18 protein-coding genes are annotated in these 19,171 nt (G+C 41.7%); 10 read left to right on the top strand and 8 right to left on the bottom strand.

Annotation, left to right across the window (positions count from 1 at the left end; all coding sequences use genetic code 11):
• Window positions 1-142: 142 nt before the first annotated feature.
• The 6 genes from BK583_RS17130 to BK583_RS17105 form a co-directional block, all read right to left on the bottom strand.
• Window positions 143-1,210, bottom strand: coding sequence for a sulfate/molybdate ABC transporter ATP-binding protein (locus tag BK583_RS17130; RefSeq protein WP_055736660.1), 1,068 nt, complete (start codon window positions 1,208-1,210; stop codon window positions 143-145).
• On the bottom strand, window positions 1,207-2,025 hold the full coding sequence (cysW, locus tag BK583_RS17125; protein WP_055736661.1) for a sulfate ABC transporter permease subunit CysW: 819 nt from the start codon (window positions 2,023-2,025) through the stop codon (window positions 1,207-1,209). The genes BK583_RS17130 and cysW overlap by 4 nt, the downstream gene beginning before the upstream one ends.
• Window positions 2,025-2,852: a sulfate ABC transporter permease subunit CysT gene (gene cysT / locus BK583_RS17120; protein ID WP_055736662.1), complete on the bottom strand. Its 828-nt coding sequence runs from the start codon at window positions 2,850-2,852 to the stop codon at window positions 2,025-2,027. Before cysT ends, cysW begins: the two co-directional genes overlap by 1 nt.
• Window positions 2,853-2,868: 16 nt before the next feature.
• Window positions 2,869-3,870: a sulfate ABC transporter substrate-binding protein gene (locus tag BK583_RS17115; RefSeq protein ID WP_055736663.1), complete on the bottom strand. Its 1,002-nt coding sequence runs from the start codon at window positions 3,868-3,870 to the stop codon at window positions 2,869-2,871.
• A gap of 284 nt (window positions 3,871-4,154) precedes the next feature.
• Complete coding sequence (mgrA, locus tag BK583_RS17110; RefSeq protein ID WP_055736664.1) at window positions 4,155-5,144, bottom strand: L-glyceraldehyde 3-phosphate reductase; 990 nt, start codon at window positions 5,142-5,144, stop codon at window positions 4,155-4,157.
• A 138-nt stretch (window positions 5,145-5,282) separates the two neighbouring features.
• A complete protein-coding gene (locus BK583_RS17105) occupies window positions 5,283-5,795 on the bottom strand; it encodes a GNAT family N-acetyltransferase (protein WP_078440238.1) in 513 nt (170 codons plus the stop codon).
• A gap of 357 nt (window positions 5,796-6,152) precedes the next feature.
• On the opposite strand from BK583_RS17105, the gene BK583_RS17100 reads away from it, so the two are divergent.
• Complete coding sequence (locus tag BK583_RS17100; RefSeq protein ID WP_055736665.1) at window positions 6,153-6,746, top strand: hypothetical protein; 594 nt, start codon at window positions 6,153-6,155, stop codon at window positions 6,744-6,746.
• A 74-nt stretch (window positions 6,747-6,820) separates the two neighbouring features.
• Here the strand turns inward: BK583_RS17100 and BK583_RS17095 are convergent, their stop codons facing one another.
• Window positions 6,821-7,690 carry a TetR/AcrR family transcriptional regulator gene (locus BK583_RS17095; protein ID WP_038477137.1) on the bottom strand — a complete coding sequence of 290 codons (870 nt, stop codon included), beginning with the start codon at window positions 7,688-7,690 and terminating at the stop codon, window positions 6,821-6,823.
• A 148-nt stretch (window positions 7,691-7,838) separates the two neighbouring features.
• On the opposite strand from BK583_RS17095, the gene BK583_RS17090 reads away from it, so the two are divergent.
• Entirely contained in the window at window positions 7,839-9,311 is a 1,473-nt protein-coding gene (locus tag BK583_RS17090) for a DHA2 family efflux MFS transporter permease subunit (RefSeq protein ID WP_055736666.1), read from the top strand.
• Between the two features lie 94 nt (window positions 9,312-9,405).
• Here BK583_RS17090 and BK583_RS17085 read toward each other — a convergent pair whose 3' ends face one another.
• A complete protein-coding gene (locus BK583_RS17085) occupies window positions 9,406-10,260 on the bottom strand; it encodes a glycoside hydrolase family 16 protein (RefSeq protein WP_055736667.1) in 855 nt (284 codons plus the stop codon).
• 341 nt (window positions 10,261-10,601) lie between these two features.
• Between BK583_RS17085 and BK583_RS17080 the strand changes: the two genes are divergently transcribed.
• Genes BK583_RS17080 through BK583_RS17045 form a run of 8 tightly spaced genes read left to right on the top strand, consistent with a single transcriptional unit; the run spans window position 10,602 to window position 19,041 of the window.
• Complete coding sequence (locus tag BK583_RS17080; protein WP_055736668.1) at window positions 10,602-11,645, top strand: ring-opening amidohydrolase; 1,044 nt, start codon at window positions 10,602-10,604, stop codon at window positions 11,643-11,645.
• Entirely contained in the window at window positions 11,642-12,655 is a 1,014-nt protein-coding gene (locus BK583_RS17075; protein ID WP_055736669.1) for an amidohydrolase family protein, read from the top strand. The genes BK583_RS17080 and BK583_RS17075 overlap by 4 nt, the downstream gene beginning before the upstream one ends.
• Before the next feature lie 14 nt (window positions 12,656-12,669).
• On the top strand, window positions 12,670-13,500 hold the full coding sequence (locus tag BK583_RS17070) for an ABC transporter permease (RefSeq protein WP_055736670.1): 831 nt from the start codon (window positions 12,670-12,672) through the stop codon (window positions 13,498-13,500).
• On the top strand, window positions 13,497-14,279 hold the full coding sequence (locus tag BK583_RS17065; protein WP_038477162.1) for an ABC transporter ATP-binding protein: 783 nt from the start codon (window positions 13,497-13,499) through the stop codon (window positions 14,277-14,279). The genes BK583_RS17070 and BK583_RS17065 overlap by 4 nt, the downstream gene beginning before the upstream one ends.
• A gap of 20 nt (window positions 14,280-14,299) precedes the next feature.
• A complete protein-coding gene (locus tag BK583_RS17060; protein WP_055736671.1) occupies window positions 14,300-15,340 on the top strand; it encodes an ABC transporter substrate-binding protein in 1,041 nt (346 codons plus the stop codon).
• A gap of 14 nt (window positions 15,341-15,354) precedes the next feature.
• Window positions 15,355-16,980: a PucR family transcriptional regulator gene (locus BK583_RS17055; protein ID WP_055736672.1), complete on the top strand. Its 1,626-nt coding sequence runs from the start codon at window positions 15,355-15,357 to the stop codon at window positions 16,978-16,980.
• A 4-nt stretch (window positions 16,981-16,984) separates the two neighbouring features.
• The gene (locus tag BK583_RS17050) at window positions 16,985-18,169 is read left to right on the top strand and encodes an amidase (RefSeq protein WP_055736673.1); all 1,185 of its coding nucleotides are present in this window, start codon (window positions 16,985-16,987) and stop codon (window positions 18,167-18,169) included.
• Entirely contained in the window at window positions 18,166-19,041 is an 876-nt protein-coding gene (locus tag BK583_RS17045) for a fumarylacetoacetate hydrolase family protein (RefSeq protein WP_055736674.1), read from the top strand. The genes BK583_RS17050 and BK583_RS17045 overlap by 4 nt, the downstream gene beginning before the upstream one ends.
• Window positions 19,042-19,171: the final 130 nt, after the last annotated feature.

Raw genomic sequence — 19,171 nt, 5'->3', positions numbered from 1 at the left:
TTCATCCTATCATTTTGACGAGAAGATCGCTTTCTTGACAATAAGAAAGATTTTTTATTTGAGAGTCATTAATACTAAGGCAATAGAAAAGACAAAAGAACCTATCACTTTGTATAGGCTCTTTGGCATGGAATAGACTTGGTTAAATAACATAGTCATTTACGTGGAAAACACCAATTTTTTCAGGTCGAATATAAGCGGTATCGCCAACTTGTAGGCCAAGCTCGACAATTGTTTTTTTCGGTTGTTGAATGTCAATCATCTCCGGGTGACCTTCATGTTTCGCTTCAATAAAAACAATAGGGCCAACTGGATGAATGGATGTGATCGTTATTTTTAAGTCGGCTTTTCCCTCATAAGTCGTCGAAATGGAAAATTCGTGTGGGCGAGCAAATCCGATCGCTTCCTCTTCTTCCAGTGTTGAAGCGGTTTCCCAGTCGGCACCTTGAATGTGCAAGGTCCCTGCTTTAGCCTGACCGGAAAAACGGTTTGCGTTTCCTAGAAATTCATAGACAAATGGTGTTCGGGGTTCTTCATAGACGTAAGTAGGTGTGCCTACTTGCTCGATGGTACCGTTGCGCATGACAACTACTTTATCAGCTACATCAAGTGCTTCTTCTTGATCGTGTGTAACAAATACAGTCGTAATACCTGTCTGCTTGTGCAACGTTCGTAACCACCGGCGTAGCTCTTTACGTACTTGGGCATCAAGTGCCCCGAACGGCTCATCTAGTAGTAATACATCTGGATTAATAGCTAAGGCACGAGCGAGTGCTACACGTTGACGCTGTCCTCCTGATAATTCAGAAGGATACCTTTCTCCAAGACCGTCGAGCTTCACAAGAGAAAGAAGTTCATCCACACGCTTTGTAATCTCTTGCTTAGAAGGTCGTTCGCTACGTTTTAAAACCGTTAATCCGTATGCAATGTTTGCTGATACAGTCATGTGAGCAAACAGGGCATAGTGTTGAAACACGAAACCCACTTTTCGTTCTCGTGGGGATCGGTGGGTGACATTTTTCCCTTTAATCTCAATTTCGCCACCATTGGTTGTCTCTAATCCAGCAATCATGCGTAGTAGTGTCGTTTTACCAGAACCAGAAGGACCAAGTAAAGCGAACAATTCTCCTTGTTCCACTTCAAGATTAATATCCTTTAAAATCGGTGTGGTACCGAATGATTTATAGAGGTTCATCATTTTTATGGTCATTTCGTTTTTACCTTCCTTTGACGGGATTCCACCAATTGCTTTACAACGATGGTAACAATGGCAAAGAGGGACATTAATGCAGCAATGGCAAACGACGCCGTGAACTGGTATTCGTTGTATAAGATTTCAACGTGAAGGGGCATCGTATTAGTGCTGCCTCGAATTCGACCTGATACAACGGATACGGCACCAAATTCACCAATTGTGCGGGCTGTACAGAGAATGACGCCGTAGAGAAGTCCCCATTTAATAGCGGGTAACGTCACACGAAGAAAGGTTTGCCAGCCGCTGGCACCAAGGGTAACGGATGCTTCTTCGGCTTCTGATCCTTGTGCCTCCATTAGTGGAATGAGTTCTCTCACTACAAAAGGTAACGTGACGAACATCGTCGCGAGAATGATTCCTGGTAATGCAAAGATCACTTGAAAACCATTTGCTGTAAGCCATTTACCAAAAAAGCCATAAACACCATAAAGCAAAATAAAGAGTAGCCCTGCAATAACAGGAGAAACCGCAAAAGGAATTTCTATAAGCGTTATGAGAAATTGTCTACCTTTAAACCGAAACTTGGTAAGCGCCCAAGCGGCAGCTAGACCAAATAATGTATGTAAGGGAACAGTAATGACTACGACTAATAGTGTTAACTGAATGGCAGATAATGCATCTGGTTCTGTGATTGACGCAACAAAGACTTGAAAGCCTTGGGCAAAAGCACCTGAGAAGATTACGATTAGTGGAAGAAACAAAAACAACAGTAAGAATAAAAACGCAACACTTATTAATACATAGCTTAACCATGTTTTTTTTGCTTGCATTACGTTATCCTCCTTTGTCCAAGTTTCCTTGAAATAAACCACTGAAGTGCATTAACAGCCAAAAGAAGCGCAAACGAAAGTGTTAGCATGACAACGGCAATTGCTGTAGCGCCACCATAATCAAATTGCTCAAGCTTCGTCATAATAAGCAACGGTACAATCTCTGTTTGCATCGGCATATTACCGGCGATAAAAACGACTGAGCCGTATTCTCCAAGGGCTCGTGCAAATGCTAGCGTCATTCCTGCCAGTAAGGCAGGAATGAGCACAGGGAAGATTACGGTCCGAAATGTTTGGAAAGGAGTAGCGCCGAGCAGTGCCGAAGCTTCTTCCGTTTCTTGATCGATGGTTTTTAATACCGGTTCCACCATACGAACGACAAACGGAAGTCCAATAAAGGTTAGCGCAATGGTAACTCCAATTGGTGTGAAAGCGACTTGAATGCCCAGAGGAGCAAGTAGTGAGCCAATCCATCCACTTTCTGTGTAAAGGCTTGTCAACGCTATTCCTGCTACAGCAGTAGGTAAGGCGAAAGGTAGATCAATCATGCCGTCCATGATCCGTTTACCTGGGAACGTGTAACGCACCATGACCCAAGCAATTAAAACCCCAAAAACACCATTTATTAATGCAGCAATTAACGAGGCTGTAAAAGATAAGCGAAACGCTGCGTATACACGTGGGTCATTTAGCGCGTTCCAAAACGTATCCCAGCCATTATAAACAGTAAACACAATCAATGCGGCAAGGGGAATGAAAACAATAAAACTCATATAGAGCATCGTAAAGCCTAAGCTTAACCCAAAGCCGGGTAATATTCGTTTCATAATCGACTCCTACGTATTAAGGTTGATAAATCGTATCGAAAATGCCTCCGTCGGCGAAATGTTTTTCCTGTGCTTCTTGCCATGAACCGAACTTCTCATCAATGGTAAAGAGCTCAAGCTCGGGGAAGGAATCACTATATTCTGAAAGAACTTCTTCGTTTCTTGGACGATAGTGATGCTCTGCAATTAATCGCTGTCCTTCATCGGTATATAAAAATTCTAAATAAGCTTCGGCGACTTCTCGTGTTCCTTTCCGATCAACCACTTTATCAACGATTGCTACTGGTGGTTCGGTTAATATTGAAATAGAAGGCGTTACAATATCAAACTCATCTTCCCCTAATTCGTTCGCAGCAAGAATCGCTTCGTTTTCCCAAGCGAGAAGAACATCCCCAATATTACGCTCAACAAATGAAGTCGTTGCCCCGCGTGCGCCTGAATCTAAAGCGACCACATTTTTGTAGATATCACTCACAAATGCTTGTGCTTCTTCTTCGGAGCCATATGCTTCTTCAGCAAATCCCCATGCGGCTAAATAATTCCATCGAGCACCACCAGAAGTCTTCGGGTTTGGAGTGACGACTTCAACGTCCTCACGAATTAAATCATCCCAATCTTGAATATCTTTTGGATTACCTTTTCGGACGAGAAAATTAATAGTAGATGTATAAGGAGAAGAGTTATCTGCGAACTGTGATTGCCAATCTGAATCGAGCAACTCTCTTTCCTGTAGAACATCAATATCGTAAGCCAATGCTAACGTAACAACATCTGCATCAAGGCCATCTAAAACTGAGCGTGCTTGACTTCCAGACCCACCGTGTGAGGCATTAATTTTAATTGTTTCTCCTGTTTCTTCTTCCCAATATTCAATAAAGGCATCATCCACATCCGTATACAATTCACGCGTAGGGTCATAAGAGACATTTAATAACTCCACTGTTGATCCAGAACTAGAGGTGGTATTGCAAGCAGCGAGAACACCTAATGATAGTAAGGGAAGGATAATTTTTTTCATGTCAACACTCCTTTTATGTATTCCTATGTATTTAGTGGGAATTAAGACTAAAAAAATAGCTTGCTAATGTGTTCTTATATTATTCTTATAATTCCGATCTGTCAATAAGTTTTTTGTGAATGAAGCATCCTTTTAACTGGAATGATTGATAAGGGGAAGAAAGTGAGTACAGCTTCATATGGTTAAAATAGCGGGGCACAAGGCATGGTGATAAATAAAGAGCTTGTCTCGAATCGAAACAAACTCTGGGCACTCTAGTTTACATTGTGATGCTCTGAACGAAATTAAGATGTTAGAATACTATCAATCATTTCTAGTTCGCTCTTGCTAAACGCTAAATGATCAAGGGCTTTTACATTCTCTTCAATTTGTTCCACCTTACTTGCGCCAATTAATGCTGATGTGACTTTCCCTTCACGAAGTACCCAAGCTAGGCTCATCTGGGCTAGGGACTGGTTGCGCTCCTTTGCTATCTCGTTTAATTGAATTAATTTTGAAATGGTAGCATCGGTGATCTCTTCTTGAGACAAGCTCGTTCCTTTACTAGCGCGAGATCCTTTAGGAATTCCATTTAAGTACTTGCTTGTTAACAAACCTTGAGCAAGTGGAACAAATGCAATCGAACCAACTCCATTTTCCTCCAACACTTCTTGCAACCCGTCTTCAATCCAACGGTTCAACATGGAGTAAGCAGGTTGATGAATGAATAATGGTGTACCCATGTCATTGAGTATCTTCACGGCTTCAGAGGTTTGCTTTGCATCATAGCTCGAAATGCCAATATATAAGGCTTTTCCTTGTCGAACAAGTAAATCCAGTGCATGCATCGTCTCTTCAAGGGGTGTATCAGGATCAGGACGATGATGATAGAACACATCAACATACTCTAAGCCCATTCTTTTTAAGCTTTGATCTAAGCTTGATACGAGGTATTTTTTTGAACCCCAGTCTCCATAAGGGCCGTCCCACATCTTGTAACCTGCTTTGCTGGAAATAATGAGTTCATCTCTGTAAGGCGCCAAATCTGTCTTGAGCATCTCTCCAAAAAATTCTTCTGCAGAACCTGGTGGCGGTCCGTAATTATTTGCCAAATCAAAATGTGTTATGCCTAAGTCAAAGGCTTTTCGTATCATTTCTTTTCCCGTTTCCCTTGCATCGACACCGCCGAAATTATGCCACAAGCCAAACGAAATAAGTGGAAGTTTTAAACCAGAGTGTCCAGACCGACGATACTGCATGTGTTCGTATCTATTACTAGCTGCTACGTATACCATAGAATCTCTCCTTTATCGTCATTCTTCACATTGTAAACGTTTTCTTCGTTTCCTTCCACTTTTAAAATTACGAGTTATACTGTAAGCTAAGTCAAAATGTGGCATCTCTATTTTGTATAAGAGTTTACTTGCTCATAGCTAAGAAGACTCACACAGACTATAAACCAAAATTTCTTTTCCCCACGTAAGAATGCGTTTTTCTTTTGTCATACCAATTCGCTCAGCGACTCGAATGGAAGGGTAGTTGAGTGGAGCAATTAAGGAAATGAGTCGCTTTTGTCCTAGGTCGTTAATGGCGAAATCACGGCAAGCAGATGCCGCTTCGGTTGCATAGCCATTGCCCCACGCATGCCTTGCGAACAAGTAACCAATTTCTACTTCATCTTTCCCTTCTACATGTTGGGGCACTAAACCACATTGACCTAAAAACGTTTTTGTCTCTTTCTCTTCAACGATCCAAAGACCAGCTCCGGTTTGTTGATAAAGATCTAGCTGCCAATGAATCCATTTTTTTGTTTCAGTTTCACTTTTTGTTCCAGGATAATGAACCATTGCTTCTGGATCAGTAAATATGGTCATTAAATGGTCTACATCGGCAAGTGTCATCTGCCGCAAGGCTAGTCGATCCGTTACGAGTACATCCTCGTTCAATTTGTTTTCCTCCTCGTTTTTTTTTACGATTCACATGTTGCTAGGAGCGTGCCCCTTTTTTCGAGTCACTTTTTTTTAGAAGCTAGACAGTAGTAGCGAATCTGTAAGTATTTTATCGTAATTTGTAGCTTGTTAAGTAAATAAAAACAACTCGTTCCTTAAGACAAAAAGTGTAGAAAGTGGGTATTGGTAATAAAATTCATTCTTTTATGGCGAAATCCTGCAAATGCAGATGGGCGATTAAAGTTTTAAGACACAGTCGTTGCACAATGGGTGAACAAATGGCTGGCTCGCAAAACAGTCTAATGGGATGAAACATGGTTCATGTTGTTACGTAAAACGAGTGGAGGTGATTAGGTGAAAAAATGGATCGTAGAAGCTCCTACTTTAGGTGCAATTCTTATCGTAAGCCTTTTCTTTTTCCAAATTCAAACCATAGCCCCGGAAGAAAATGAGCAGTTCCAACAGCCACTTCTAGAAGCAATTGTACAAGCGCGAGAAGATGTCGCCGCTATAGATGGACTAAGGGACAAAGGAATAGAGAAATGGGCAATAAGACTAAGAATCAATCAATTGACTACTGGTCATGTGCAGTCTGAAGAAGATTTACTCGCACAAGCGGAACAGGCTCATGTAAAAAGAAACGATCAACTAATGGTAGCAAAAGAAGTATATGGTGTAGATATGAGTGAGAATCAGATTCATACCTTCATAAATCAAGAATTGGAACAAGTCGACGACGCGTTTATGAAACCCATCGCTGCCGCTCATGGAATGTCACTAGAAGCATTTATGTTTGAATGGGAATATGACCATTTTGCTTACAATTATGCGTGGCGTGAAATAGGGAGCCAGCTCGAAGACGAATTTCCTATTCAAGAAGGAGAAACAGCAGAGGAATACAATGAACGCTTACGTGAAGAATGGCGTTCGAAAATAAAAGAGATGTAGCGAATCGTTGCTACATCTTTTTCTCTTATTTCATAAGTGAAGCCCTGCCCTTATGCACGTTGCATGAAAAGGAGTCAGTATGAATGAACGTAATACCAAATCATGTTAATAAACGTTTGTACAGTGTCTTCCATTGTTGTATCTTGTGCTGATGCTTGAAACGGTTTCAATAAAGGTAACAGAACGGCTTTTCGTATACGCTCTTTTTGAAGCTCTTCTAAAATGGCATCAAATAAATCTTTCTGCTCTTCGTAAAAGTGTGCTACATCAAATGACTCTGCGTAAGACAACACATCTTTTTTTGTAATCGTTCTATGTTCAACTTGGGAACGGAATTGCTGAATGGCACCATCGTTCAACAACAGATGCTGGTCTCGCTCCATTTTTTTCAGAATGTCTTCTAAATAGGAAAGAAGGATGTCTATGACTGTCTCAAGATGGTAACTACTGTTTGTATAGCGATGAACAAATAGTGTGTGTTGCATCATACCTGTAAAAAGAACGACTCCTTCAAATGCATAAGGGCGTACGGATTCACCTCTTACTTCAATTAAGCGTTGGGTGAGCCATTCCATATCATGCACGCGGTGCTTGAGGACTAGCTTTTTTAAATCGGCTTCGTTTGAATGGAGAATCGCTTCGAATAGCCGATAAAGGTGTTTTTCTTCTTGCAATTTAATGAAAATCGCAATTTGCTCAATGAAAATGGTTCGATCGTTTCGGGCTTTGCCGATTTGTGCAGCAATGCGCCGTTGGCTTGCTTCATATCGTAAATCCTCTAAAATTTCGGCAACACAATCATTTTTAGAGGAAAAATAATTATAAAACGTACCTTTTGAGATAGATGCTGCTTTTACTATATCTTGGATCGATGTATGCTGAATGCCTTTCTCTTGAAAGAGTTTTAAAGCCGTTTCCGCGACATGTTTCTTTCTTTCGTTCATTGGAGCCTCCTCGATAGATTCCGATGTGCTTAGTATAAATTCTAGAACGAAAAAAAACAATTTATACAGTGAGTATAATATATTGACTATATTGTACCATAGGTATAATATAGCGTAGTGTTGAATTTCTGATTAGAGGTGACGATGCATGAACGAAAGCATGCAGCTAAAAAGACCTCCCTACTTGATGATAGGGATTTTATTTGTTGGTGCGTTTGTAGCATTCTTAAATAATTCATTATTAAATGTAGCTTTACCAAGTATTATGGTGGATTTAGGCATTGAAGATTACTCCACAGTCCAATGGCTAGCAACTGGCTATATGCTTGTCAGTGGTGTACTAATTCCGGCTTCTGCCTATTTACTAACCCGGTTTACAAATCGGAATCTTTATATAGCAGCAATGGCCATTTTTACAATTGGAACAGCTCTTGCGGCATTTGCTCCAAACTTTGGTCTGTTATTAACAGGAAGAATGGTGCAGGCGGTAGGCGGCTCTGTTATGGGACCGTTGCTGATGAACGTGATGCTCATTAGTTTTCCACGGGAAAAACGGGGAACGGCTATGGGTGTATTTGGCCTTGTCATGATTACTGCACCTGCGATTGGACCAACATTATCTGGTTACATTGTGCAAAATTACGATTGGCGCTTGTTATTTGAAATGATTCTGCCACTTTCTATTATTAGTCTTGTTTTAGCTTTATGGAAATTAGGAAACGTGATGCCTCAAAATAAAGAGGCTCACTTGGACTACACGTCAGTGATCCTTTCAAGCTTAGGCTTCGGTGGGTTGCTTTATGGATTCAGCTCAGCAAGCTCGGATGGATGGACAGATTTTTGGGTATTAGTGACATTAATCGTTGGTGTCATTACCCTCACTGCCTTTATCATACGGCAATTGCGGATGGATGAGCCGCTCTTAGATTTACGAGTGTATAAGTACCCAATGTTTGCATTGGCATCGGTTATTGCTGCAGTTAATGCAGTGGCTATGTTCTCCGGTATGATTTTGACGCCTGCTTATGTACAAAGCGTACGCGGTATCTCACCGCTAGATTCCGGGTTACTTATGTTACCAGGAGCCATTATTATGGGATTGATGTCTCCTATAACCGGGAAGCTATTTGATAAATTTGGACCACGAACCATATCTGTACTTGGTCTTGTGATTTCGGCTATTTCTACTTATATGTTGGCTAACCTCCAACTTGATACACCGTATGCTATGATTGTTGTTATTTACAGTATACGAATGCTTGGAATGTCTCTTGTCATGATGCCCATTATGACAAACGGATTAAATCAACTACCAACACGTTTAAATCCGCACGGGACGGCCATTAACAATACAGCACAACAAGTATCTGGATCCATTGGAACAGCAATTCTTGTAACGATTATGAACAGTGTTGCTGCTAGCGAAGCAGAAAGTATTTTAAGCCAAACTGATCCTGCTGCTGTCAATGAAGCTGCGCTAATGCAACAGTCGTTATTAGCGGGAATCCAATTTTCTTTCTATGTCGCGTTTGGAATGACACTTATTGCATTACTGCTCTCGTTCTTTGTGAAAAGAGTTGATACAAGTATGGAAGCTGTACGAAAAATCGAAGCAGAATAAAGAAAAAGAGTATGGGGTGATCCTCAATACTCTTTTTCTTAGTCATTCTCATGAATCTTTTACTCGTTCTTTACACTAGCTTAATGAAAGGGCTTTACCGCTCATACACGCGCACATAATCCACTGCCATGGAAGATGGAAACGGTGTTGATCCGTCTGGATTTCCACCATACCAACCACCAACAGCTAGGTTGAGAATTAAATGGAAGTCTTGATCAAATGGTGCGGGGTAAGATCCACCGGTAGAATACCAGTCGTTAATCGTTTGATAGTGGTTCCCGTCAACATACCATCGAATTTCTCCTGGCTCCCATTCTACTGCATATTCGTGATATCCTGTCGCATCGGTACCAGCAGGGAAATAGTAATCCCCAGCTTGAAATTGATTCTCCGGCCAAGGACCACCATAATGAATAGCGCCTCCTACTTTATTAGGTGTTCCTCCTGCATTCTCCATAATATCAATTTCACCAGATGCTGCCCAACCACCGTACTGGTCATTCTCAGGCATCATCCAAAAAGCTGGCCAGAACCCTTGTCCAGCGGGTAAACGCATGCGTGCTTCAAAACGGCCATAAGTTTGACTGAAACGACCTTCTGTTAACACTTTTCCTGATGTATAGCCGTGTGTGCCATATTGATCAGAAACGGATTCTTGGTGCGCTTCAATAATTAATTCCCCATTTTCCACACGAACGTTCTTCGGATCATCGCTATAGTATTGTAGTTCTTCATTTCCCCAGCCAGGCAAATTCGGCTGTCCGTTGCCAATATCATGCCGCCATTTAGATGGGTCAAGCGAATTGCCGTCAAATTCATCGCTCCAGACTAAGTTCCATCCTTCTTGTTCAATGGATGGTTCTCCTTGAGTCTCTTCTGCACCGACATATGAAGTGGCGAATAAAGTGGTGCAAGCAGCTATCGATAGTGCTCCTATTACTTTCTTCATGTCATCTCCTCCTTAATGATTTAAGGTGTCTGCTTCTCGTGAGAAGTGTTTCTAGTTTTAAGTATAAGAGCTAGATGTTTCTTACACAGTTGGGAAAAAAAGAACGAGGTTGGGAAAATCCTGGCGAATCAGAATGGCTAATGTAGAAAAATGGTTTCTGTATGTTCGATCGTTAGATTTTGTAACGGACTTGTGGCTTGGATATAACAAGGTGCGCTACTATTAGTGAAACTTCCTAATAATGAATCGATAAATTTGGAAATGGTTCACCATTACTTCGTTTCCTCGTGTTGCTAGAATGAAAGAAATTCAATCAACAGCGAAAAAAAGAGGTGACTGGAATGAACTACGATATGATTCGATGTGACATGAGCCATCCAGGAGATGTGACGGCTTTACAAGAGTTACTTGATACAAATCAAGTACATGCGCAGGAGATTAAAGCGATTATAGCTCAAACCGAGGGAGACGGTTATGCAAGAGGTTATGCAACGCTTGCTTTCCAACAATTATTATCAGAACGTTTAGACATTAGTCAAGAAGAGGTGTTTGCTTCCATTCCTATGATGATGATTGGAAAGACAGGCGGTTTAATGACGCCACATTTTACCCTTTTCTTAAAAAAAGAAAGTAATCAAGTAGGTGATGGCACGAAACGATTTAGCTTTGGCGTCCAGTCAACGAGACCATTACGAAAAGAAGAAATTGGAACATTAACTCAAGTCGACCTTGTACGTGAAGCAGTAGAAGTGGCTATGAAAGAAGCGAACATAGAACAGCCAGAAGATGTTAAATGTGTTGAAATAAAGTGTCCTTGGGGTGAGGGTGGAAGTTTATCAAAGGCTGCAGCTGCATTAGGCTCTGCCGTAGCACTAGGAGAAGTTGATCGCTCAAAATTAACAGAAACAAGTGTAAACCAAGATCATTCACTCTATTCTACAAAAACGAGTGTCTCTGCTGGACAGGAGCAAGTCGCAGTAAGAGTAATTGTGATGGGGAATTCAGCCACTTCTGTAAGTGAGCTAAAGATTGGTGCAGGTGTGATGGGTGATGCCCTTGATTTAGTCGGTTTGCAACAGGCATTCGAAGATGTTGGATTAAAAGCCGACGGATTTCTTACAAAAGCCCAGCAAGAAAGAGTTATACAGGTCTTTGTTAATGCTGGAGCAGATGCTCTTCCAGATATTCGTGGTCAACGTCATACCATGCATACCGATGCATTAAGTATGCATGCAGGAATTTTAGCAAAAGCCGTTGCCAATGCAGTGGTGGGAAGCTATGTTGGCGAAACAAGAATTCTTTGCTCAGCAGGTTCAGAGCATCAAGGCCCACAAGGTGCTAATCTCATTGCCCCTATTGTTCGAATTGTAGGGGGTGTAGCATGAAGACCATTCAATCAGGTTGGAAAAATTATCATGCTCACCTTGATAAAGGCTTTCTTATTCCTCCAAACCGGTACGAAGATGCACCTGCACCGGTTCGAGCTGAGTGGACACGTGACGCGAAAGTGATGATGACGAAACAAGATATAAAACGAGCAGCAAGCCAAGCGCTAGAAAAAATGACCGTACACGGTACTACTTACGTGCGTACCCATGTAGATGTTGATCCGTTAGTTGAGCTTCGAGGAATTGAAGCGATGCTAGAAATAAAGCAAGAATGGAAGGATCGAGTGGTTCTCGACATTGTTGCATTTAACCAAGAAGGCTTTGATCGCTTCCCAGAAACAACAGTATTGCTAGAAGAAGCCCTTAAGTTAGGTGTAAATGGCATAGGTGGTCATACGAGCATGGATAAGGATGCCAAAGCTCATATTCACAATATTTTTGCACTAGCAGAGAAGAAAAATTTAGATTGGATTGAATTTCATACTGATGAAACTGGCAATCCGCAAGATTTTAATCTTCCCTACCTAGCAGATATCACGAACCGCCTCGGCTATAAACAGAAGGTAACAGCGATTCATTGTTGTTCCCTAGCGAATGTAGAGGATGAGCTGGCTGAACGAACGATTGAGAAAGTAGCACATGCTGGTATGACGGTAACAACTTGTCCAACGGCCATTGCAACGAGGAATTTAACAAGAGTAAAGGATCTGGCAAAAGCAGGGGTACCTATACAGCTTGGTTCAGACAATTTACGTGACTACTTTAATCCATTAGGTAGTGGGAACATGTTGCAATATGGACAATTGCTTGCTTACGTGCAGCGTTTCTACGAAAAAGAAGAACTCGAACAGCTGCTATCTTGGTTAAGTGCAACTCCGCTGAATCAACAGGTGGCTATAGCCATAGAGAAGCTTAATCGTAATGTGGACTACGAGGTTGATCGTCTTAGTGATTTGCTCGCAGATGTTCCGGTGATTGCGTCAACGGAAAAAACGATTTACTCATGAGAGGTGGAGGGACAATGCAAACAAAAACAGAGACAACGTGGATGAAACAAGCAAAGCAAAAAAACGTCAAACGTATACAAATACCACATTCATTGTGGGCAGGATTTACATTAATCGGTTTTTTCCTTGTTTGGCAGTTGGCAACAATGCTGTTAGCCATTCCCCAATATTTGTTGCCTTCTCCACTAATCATTTTCACACGTGTGCTAAGCGAATCACAGGTACTACTCTCTCATGCACTAACAACACTGGCAGAAGTAGGGTTAGGCTTTGCACTAAGTGTTTCCATTGGTATCCCTCTTGCCATAGCCATTGTATACTCTCGTTATTTGGCAAACGCTCTGTACCCAATTCTAATTGCCATTCAATGTATTCCCATGGTATCGATTGCGCCTATTCTGGTTATCTGGTTTGGTTATGGGTTAACCACAAAGATTTTGCTCGCTTGTTTAATCTCTTTTTTCCCTATTGTCATCAATGCTGTAACTGGTTTTCGTTCATTAGATAAAGATATGCATGATCTGGGACGGTCAATTGGTATTTCGGAGTGGAAAAATTTCTTCTATTTACGTTTACCGAATGCTCTTCCCCATCTATTCGGAGGGATAAAGGTCGGCGTTACATTAGCAGTAGTAGGGGCAGTTGTTGGAGAGTTTGTTGCTTCAGAACGCGGTCTTGGTTATCTACAACTCACTGCAAACGCAAGACTTGATACACCCCTTGTGTTTGCGACATTATTTACACTTGCCCTTATAGGGATGATGCTGTTTGGAGCGGTTCAATTACTTGAAAGATGGCTGATGCCTTGGTATAGCGCGAATAAAGCGGGGGGTGATCGATCGTGACAACGAGCCTTGAGCTGCAACACATTGGTAAAGTTTATCAAACAAGAACAGGTGAAGTACAAGCACTATCGCATGTGCATCTGTCAATTGCTCCTCGTTCGTTTGTTTCCATTGTTGGTCCAAGTGGTTGTGGGAAAAGCACGGTGATGCGTATTATCGCAGGTCTTGAACAGCCGTCAACAGGATCCATTAAAAAGAATGGGGAGGATCTTAAAAACCATCGTGACGATATGGCGGTGGTGTTTCAGAAAGATGTCTTGTTAGCATGGCGGTCTGTCCTTGATAACGTGCTGTTTCCAATTGAAATAAAGCATGGGAAGAAACAAAAAAAAGCAACTGTTGATAAAGCCATGCAGCTACTGAAAAGCGTCGGGTTAGAAGGATTTGAACAGAAATACCCCCATGAATTATCTGGTGGGATGAAACAGCGAGTAGCCATTTGCCGAGCACTTATTCAAGATCCACAGCTGCTATTAATGGATGAACCTTTTGGCGCTCTTGATGCGCTAACACGGGAGCAAATGATGTACGATTTGCTGCGCTTATCCGATACGTATCAATTTACTACCGTTTTTATTACCCACAGTATTGAGGAAGCTGTGTTTCTATCAGATAAAGTAGTTGTGATGTCGGGGCGGCCTGGTTCCATTGTAAAAGAAATTCCGTCAACACTTTCTCGCCCCCGGAATGGAGATACAAGAAAAGAACCGGAATTCACTGAACACGTCTCAGCCATCCGTTCAATTTTCCAAACCCAAGGCATTTTGGCGGAAGCATAAGAAGTAGAGGAGGAAAAAGGATGAAACGGTTTATTCCTTATACAGTAGCAGGTTGCTTCCTAGGTTTTCTAGTAGGGTGTGGAAATGAAGGAGGAAGCTCTTTAGCTAAGCCTACGGTAAATGCTGACACAGGTGAAATTGGAGAGCCGGAGGTGGAAGATGTTACACTCCGCTTGAATTGGCGATTCAAAGGGGAGTTTGCTCCTTTCTATGTTGCACAAGAAAAAGGCTTCTTTGAAGAATATGGACTAAATGTCGATGTACTTGAAGGAAATGGCTCAACAAGCGTTATGCAAACAGTGGCCCAGGGGCAAGATGATTTGGGGATTACGTCTACCGTTGAACCAGCCCAAGGTGTAGAAGAAGGAATGCCCATTACAATGATTGCAACATACATGAATTCTTCTCCTATAATGATTGCTTCTCACCCGGATACTCCAGTGGAAACGCCAGCCGATCTAGAAGGGAAGTCTATAGCAATGGCCATTGCTTCAACCTTCACGAATATTTTCCCTCGTTTTCTAGATCAAGAGAATGTCGATGCCACTCAAGTAGAGGCAGTGCAAGTGGAGGCTTCTGCTCGAAACGGTCTCTTCCTAGGAAAAGAAGTCGATGCTGTTGCCATCTTCTCAACAAATGAACTACCTGTATTTGAACAAGAGCTTGGCTATGAATTAACGCCGCTTTATTTAAGTGAGTATCAATTTGATTTAGCTGGATTAACTGTGATCGGCAACAATCAGTTTTTGAATGACAATCCTAACACGGCAGCACGATTTCTTGCAGCAATGGACGAGGCATTCCGCTACACATTGGATCATGTAGACGAAGCCGTCGCCATATCTGCGGAGCGATTTCCAGATGCTGTTGATGAAGAGGTTGTGAGGAAACAATTACTGTTGCTGGAAGAGATTGCTCAGTTTGATTCCGTGCCATATGGCTGGATAGAAGAAGAAAATATTGCAGAAACATTAACCATTTTAGAGGGAAGTGGGTTAATTTCAGACAAACAGGACGCAGAAGCTTATTTTACGAATGAATTCTTTCAGCTTGATCAGTAGCGAGGTGAATAAAGTTGAGCTCCTTTCATAAAAGAGGGTTAACGATTGAGCGCCTGCTTGAGCTTGAGCCTTTGCATGGTGCTCGGTTAATAACGGGTGACCAAAATAAGCAAAAGCGCATCTCGAGAATTAACATCATGGGTTCACCAGATATTGATCAGTTTGTGCGCCCGGAAGAATTCGTAATGACAACAGGCTATTTGTTTAAGGACAATACGATTCATTTAAGAAAGCTGATCGATGCCCTTCACGACAGAGGGGTAACTGGGATGGGTATTAAAGTGGAACGGTTTATTGATGTTATTCCAGAAGATCTTTTGTGCCGTGCACGAGAGTTGTCTTTTCCAATCATTGAAATTCGACCACAAACCATTTTCTCTGATGTCGTTAGGGTAGCAATGGAAGAAGTATTTTATCAGGAATCAGAGCATCTAGTCACATTGTATCATCGCGTACAAGTCTTTATGGATCAGCTCAATCGCGATCATTCTTTACCTGATTTATTAAAAGGAATTGAACAGATGATTGGCAATCCAATTGTTGTACTCGATTTTGAGGAACAGCTTACCGCACCACTGTTTGAGCAAGTGTTAGAACCGAAAGAATGTCTCCACCTTAATCATACGTTAGAAGCAAAAGCAGGTATTGGGAAAACAACGATTTCAATAAGAGACGAATCGTTTCAATGTTACTGTGTGCCTCTTGTTTCTGAAGGTCTTATTCATTTTGTCCCTTATATAGCATGTATTGAGACGAATGTTGATCTCACTGAAGTAGATTGTATGACACTAGATAAAGTGAGTTCAATGCTGAGCATCGAGCTGACGAACCAAACAGCTAGAAAACGAATTGAACAAAAATACTTAAACCAATTTGTTAAAGAATTAGTTGTTGGAGACATTGTTTCGGATTATGACATCGACCTACGCGCCCATTCATTCGATTTAGACTTAAAAGATAAGTGGTTTCAAACGGTTATTTTAGATTTGGAGGAAGGCGTATTTTCTGATGTTACAGCATTCCAGCTTTTCTTAAAGAAAATAACGATGCAGTCGCACGGTCAAGTATTAGGTACATCCCTTGATAAAGCTTTTGTCATGCTGATCTGTGTCGATCGAAAGACAAGTATACCAATTATGCTGCAAATGATTGAAACGGCTGTACAGCGAATTGTAAAGAAAGATGGGCAGCCCCCCCTTTATCAGCTTTACGGAGGAAGAGCTGTTCAATACATTGGGCACATTAAGCAAAGCTTTAATGAAGCTTACCATGTAAAGACCATCGCGAAACATAACCAGTTAACAACGTCTGTGTTGAACTATGACGACTTACATGTCTATCAGCTTCTATACCATTTGCCACAAACATCAGAAGTCGCTCATTATCTTGAAGGAATCATTGGTCCGTTACGAAGCACACGAAATGATGTGCTTTATTTCGAAACATTAGATGTGTTTTTTCAGAAAAACAAGAACGTTCGTGCCACTGCTGATGCGTTATACGCACACTACAATACAATTGTGTATCGTCTAGAGAAAATTTCAGCATTACTTGGAATCGATTTGCAAGATGCGGAAGCATGCTTAGAGCTTCAGCTCGCATTAAAACTTCGATTTACTCACTTATCTAAAGGGGGATGATGAAATGATTGAATCACGAGCATTTATGCAAAGAGGCTGGAACGTAAAGGAAAACAAAAGCGAAGGAAGAGTACATACGTATACATTTGCTGTGAAGGATGTGTTCACCATTCAAGGTCATGCGTCTAGTGCCGGGAATCCAGACTGGCTTGCTACACATGAATCAGCGACTACCCATGCTCCAGCTATTAGGCAACTCCTTCATGAAGGAGCAACCCTTGTTGGTGCGACAATAACAGATGAATTAATGTTTAGTTTAAACGGAGAAAATAGTCATTACGGAACACCCGTTAATCCTGTGGCAAATGACCGTATTCCAGGTGGGTCCTCTAGTGGATCGGCTGTTGCTGTAGCAGACGGGTCCGTTGACTTTTCACTAGGCACAGATACGGCAGGCTCGGTTCGGATTCCGGCAAGTTACTGCGGTATTTACGGTTTTCGACCTACTCATAACGCTGTTTCAATAGAAGGTGTTATTCCACTTGCTTCTCGTTTTGATACAGTTGGCTGGTTTGCCCGCTCTGCTTCTTTGCTAGAAAAAGTAGGAAGTGTCCTCTTATCTGAAAGCGATAAGCACCTAACTTCCTTTTCAACAGTATATGTTCCTGAAGAAGCATTACAACTTGTGCAGCCGAAAGTGGCGGAAGCCTTCTTAGCAGAACTAAAAGCAATGGTGGGCCATTTGCCAATCGTCTCAATCCGCTTAACAACAGATCGGTTGGACACTTACATGGAGACTTTTCGCACGTTACAAGGCTACCAAATTTGGCAAACACATAGGGAGTGGATCGAAACGCATCAGCCAACGTTTGCTGATGATATTGCAACACGGTTTCGGTGGACTAGTACGATAACGGAAGAAGACCAAAAAAATGCAGAAAAGCAAGTAAGTACAATTAAAGCTCAGTTACAAGAACTGTTACAAAACGGTGGTTTGTTAGCGATTCCGACATCACCAGATGTGGCGCCTAAGATTGGAACGGATCCAAGTGATTTAGAAGCTCACCGCAAAAATACATTTAAATTAACGGCAATTAGTGGGTTGGCCGAAATCCCACAAGTAACCATTCCTTGCTTAACCATTCATGACTTACCAGTAGGTCTGTCTTTTCTAGCAAACAAGCACAATGATTTGGCACTTTTGCAATTTGCACGAAGCGTACAAGAAAAAGAAGAGGTGTTGTTATGAAACTTGTATCTTATAAAGCGAATGATGAAGAGCAAGGAGCGATTGAAATTGGTGGAAAACTAATTCCGCTTCTTGCCTTGAACGACCACTTTCATTTTCATTATGAAACAACCGTTTTTTCCTTACTGGAAAAAGGACAATATGAGTCTCTGAAAAACTGGTATGTACATGAGGGGAAAGAAGCGCTAGCAAATCCTCATTTGCCTTTTCTAGAAGAATGGGTACCTGCCCCCCTCTATAGACACCCACGAAAAATCTGGGGAATTGGTATGAACTACAGGAAAGGTGATGAGGATCAATTTGCTTCAAATACGGTTGCTCCTGTTAGCTTTATGAAACCAGACACTAGTTTAATAGGTCCAGAAGATCTCATTCAAATACCTCCTTTATCTAAAAATACGACGGCAGAAGCAGAACTGGCACTCGTCATAGGAAAAACGTGCAAAGAAGTGTCTGAAGCTGATGCACTTGACTATGTAGCTGGGGTTGCAGCCGCCCTTGACATGACTGAAGCAGACATCCACGCCGAAAACTTACGCTATCTGACTCGAGCAAAAAGCTTTAACACGTTTTTTAGCTTCGGTTCAGAACTTGTTAGTTTAGATGAATATCCATGTTTAGATGATATTTACGTTACGACACTACAGAACGGGGAGGAGCAGCATACCAATAGGATAGGAGCCATGCGATATAACCTAGCCTATATTGTTTCTTTTCATTCAGAAGTGATGACCCTTTTGCCCGGAGATATTCTCCTAACTGGTACACCTGGAGCGGTCGTCTTGCGGGATGGCGCTGTTGTAGCCTGTCGTATTAGTGGATTCAGTAAACAGTTGGAAAATAGGGCTATAAACAAAGAGGTGCATGCTTAATCTCTTATTTTTCTTAGCCATGTGTCAGAAAAACAAATATGAGAAAAGACCTCATAGGAAAGCAGGTAGCTCTACTCTATGAGGTTTTTTAGAGAGAGGTTCTTCTCTGTAAGGTTGTCGGCAAAAACGT

The organism is Shouchella oshimensis (assembly GCF_002019765.1).
Taxonomy (GTDB): Bacteria; Bacillota; Bacilli; order Bacillales; family Bacillaceae_D; genus Shouchella; species Shouchella oshimensis.
The sequence above is the reverse complement of the archived record's forward strand: the minus strand, read 5'-3'. Positions and strand labels throughout refer to the sequence as shown.

Excerpts from the sequence above, each read along its gene's own strand:
- BK583_RS17090 (WP_055736666.1), top strand. The coding sequence starts at position 7,839 with ATGAACGAAAGCATGCAGCTAAAAAGACCTCCCTACTTGATGATAGGG.
- BK583_RS17085 (WP_055736667.1), bottom strand. The coding sequence starts at position 10,260 with ATGAAGAAAGTAATAGGAGCACTATCGATAGCTGCTTGCACCACTTTA.
- BK583_RS17070 (WP_055736670.1), top strand. The coding sequence starts at position 12,670 with ATGCAAACAAAAACAGAGACAACGTGGATGAAACAAGCAAAGCAAAAA.
- BK583_RS17115 (WP_055736663.1), bottom strand. The coding sequence starts at position 3,870 with ATGAAAAAAATTATCCTTCCCTTACTATCATTAGGTGTTCTCGCTGCT.
- cysW (WP_055736661.1), bottom strand. The coding sequence starts at position 2,025 with ATGCAAGCAAAAAAAACATGGTTAAGCTATGTATTAATAAGTGTTGCG.
- BK583_RS17045 (WP_055736674.1), top strand. The coding sequence starts at position 18,166 with ATGAAACTTGTATCTTATAAAGCGAATGATGAAGAGCAAGGAGCGATT.
- mgrA (WP_055736664.1), bottom strand. The coding sequence starts at position 5,144 with ATGGTATACGTAGCAGCTAGTAATAGATACGAACACATGCAGTATCGT.
- BK583_RS17050 (WP_055736673.1), top strand. The coding sequence starts at position 16,985 with ATGATTGAATCACGAGCATTTATGCAAAGAGGCTGGAACGTAAAGGAA.
- BK583_RS17075 (WP_055736669.1), top strand. The coding sequence starts at position 11,642 with ATGAAGACCATTCAATCAGGTTGGAAAAATTATCATGCTCACCTTGAT.
- BK583_RS17080 (WP_055736668.1), top strand. The coding sequence starts at position 10,602 with ATGAACTACGATATGATTCGATGTGACATGAGCCATCCAGGAGATGTG.
- cysT (WP_055736662.1), bottom strand. The coding sequence starts at position 2,852 with ATGAAACGAATATTACCCGGCTTTGGGTTAAGCTTAGGCTTTACGATG.
- BK583_RS17130 (WP_055736660.1), bottom strand. The coding sequence starts at position 1,210 with ATGACCATAAAAATGATGAACCTCTATAAATCATTCGGTACCACACCG.
- BK583_RS17060 (WP_055736671.1), top strand. The coding sequence starts at position 14,300 with ATGAAACGGTTTATTCCTTATACAGTAGCAGGTTGCTTCCTAGGTTTT.
- BK583_RS17095 (WP_038477137.1), bottom strand. The coding sequence starts at position 7,690 with ATGAACGAAAGAAAGAAACATGTCGCGGAAACGGCTTTAAAACTCTTT.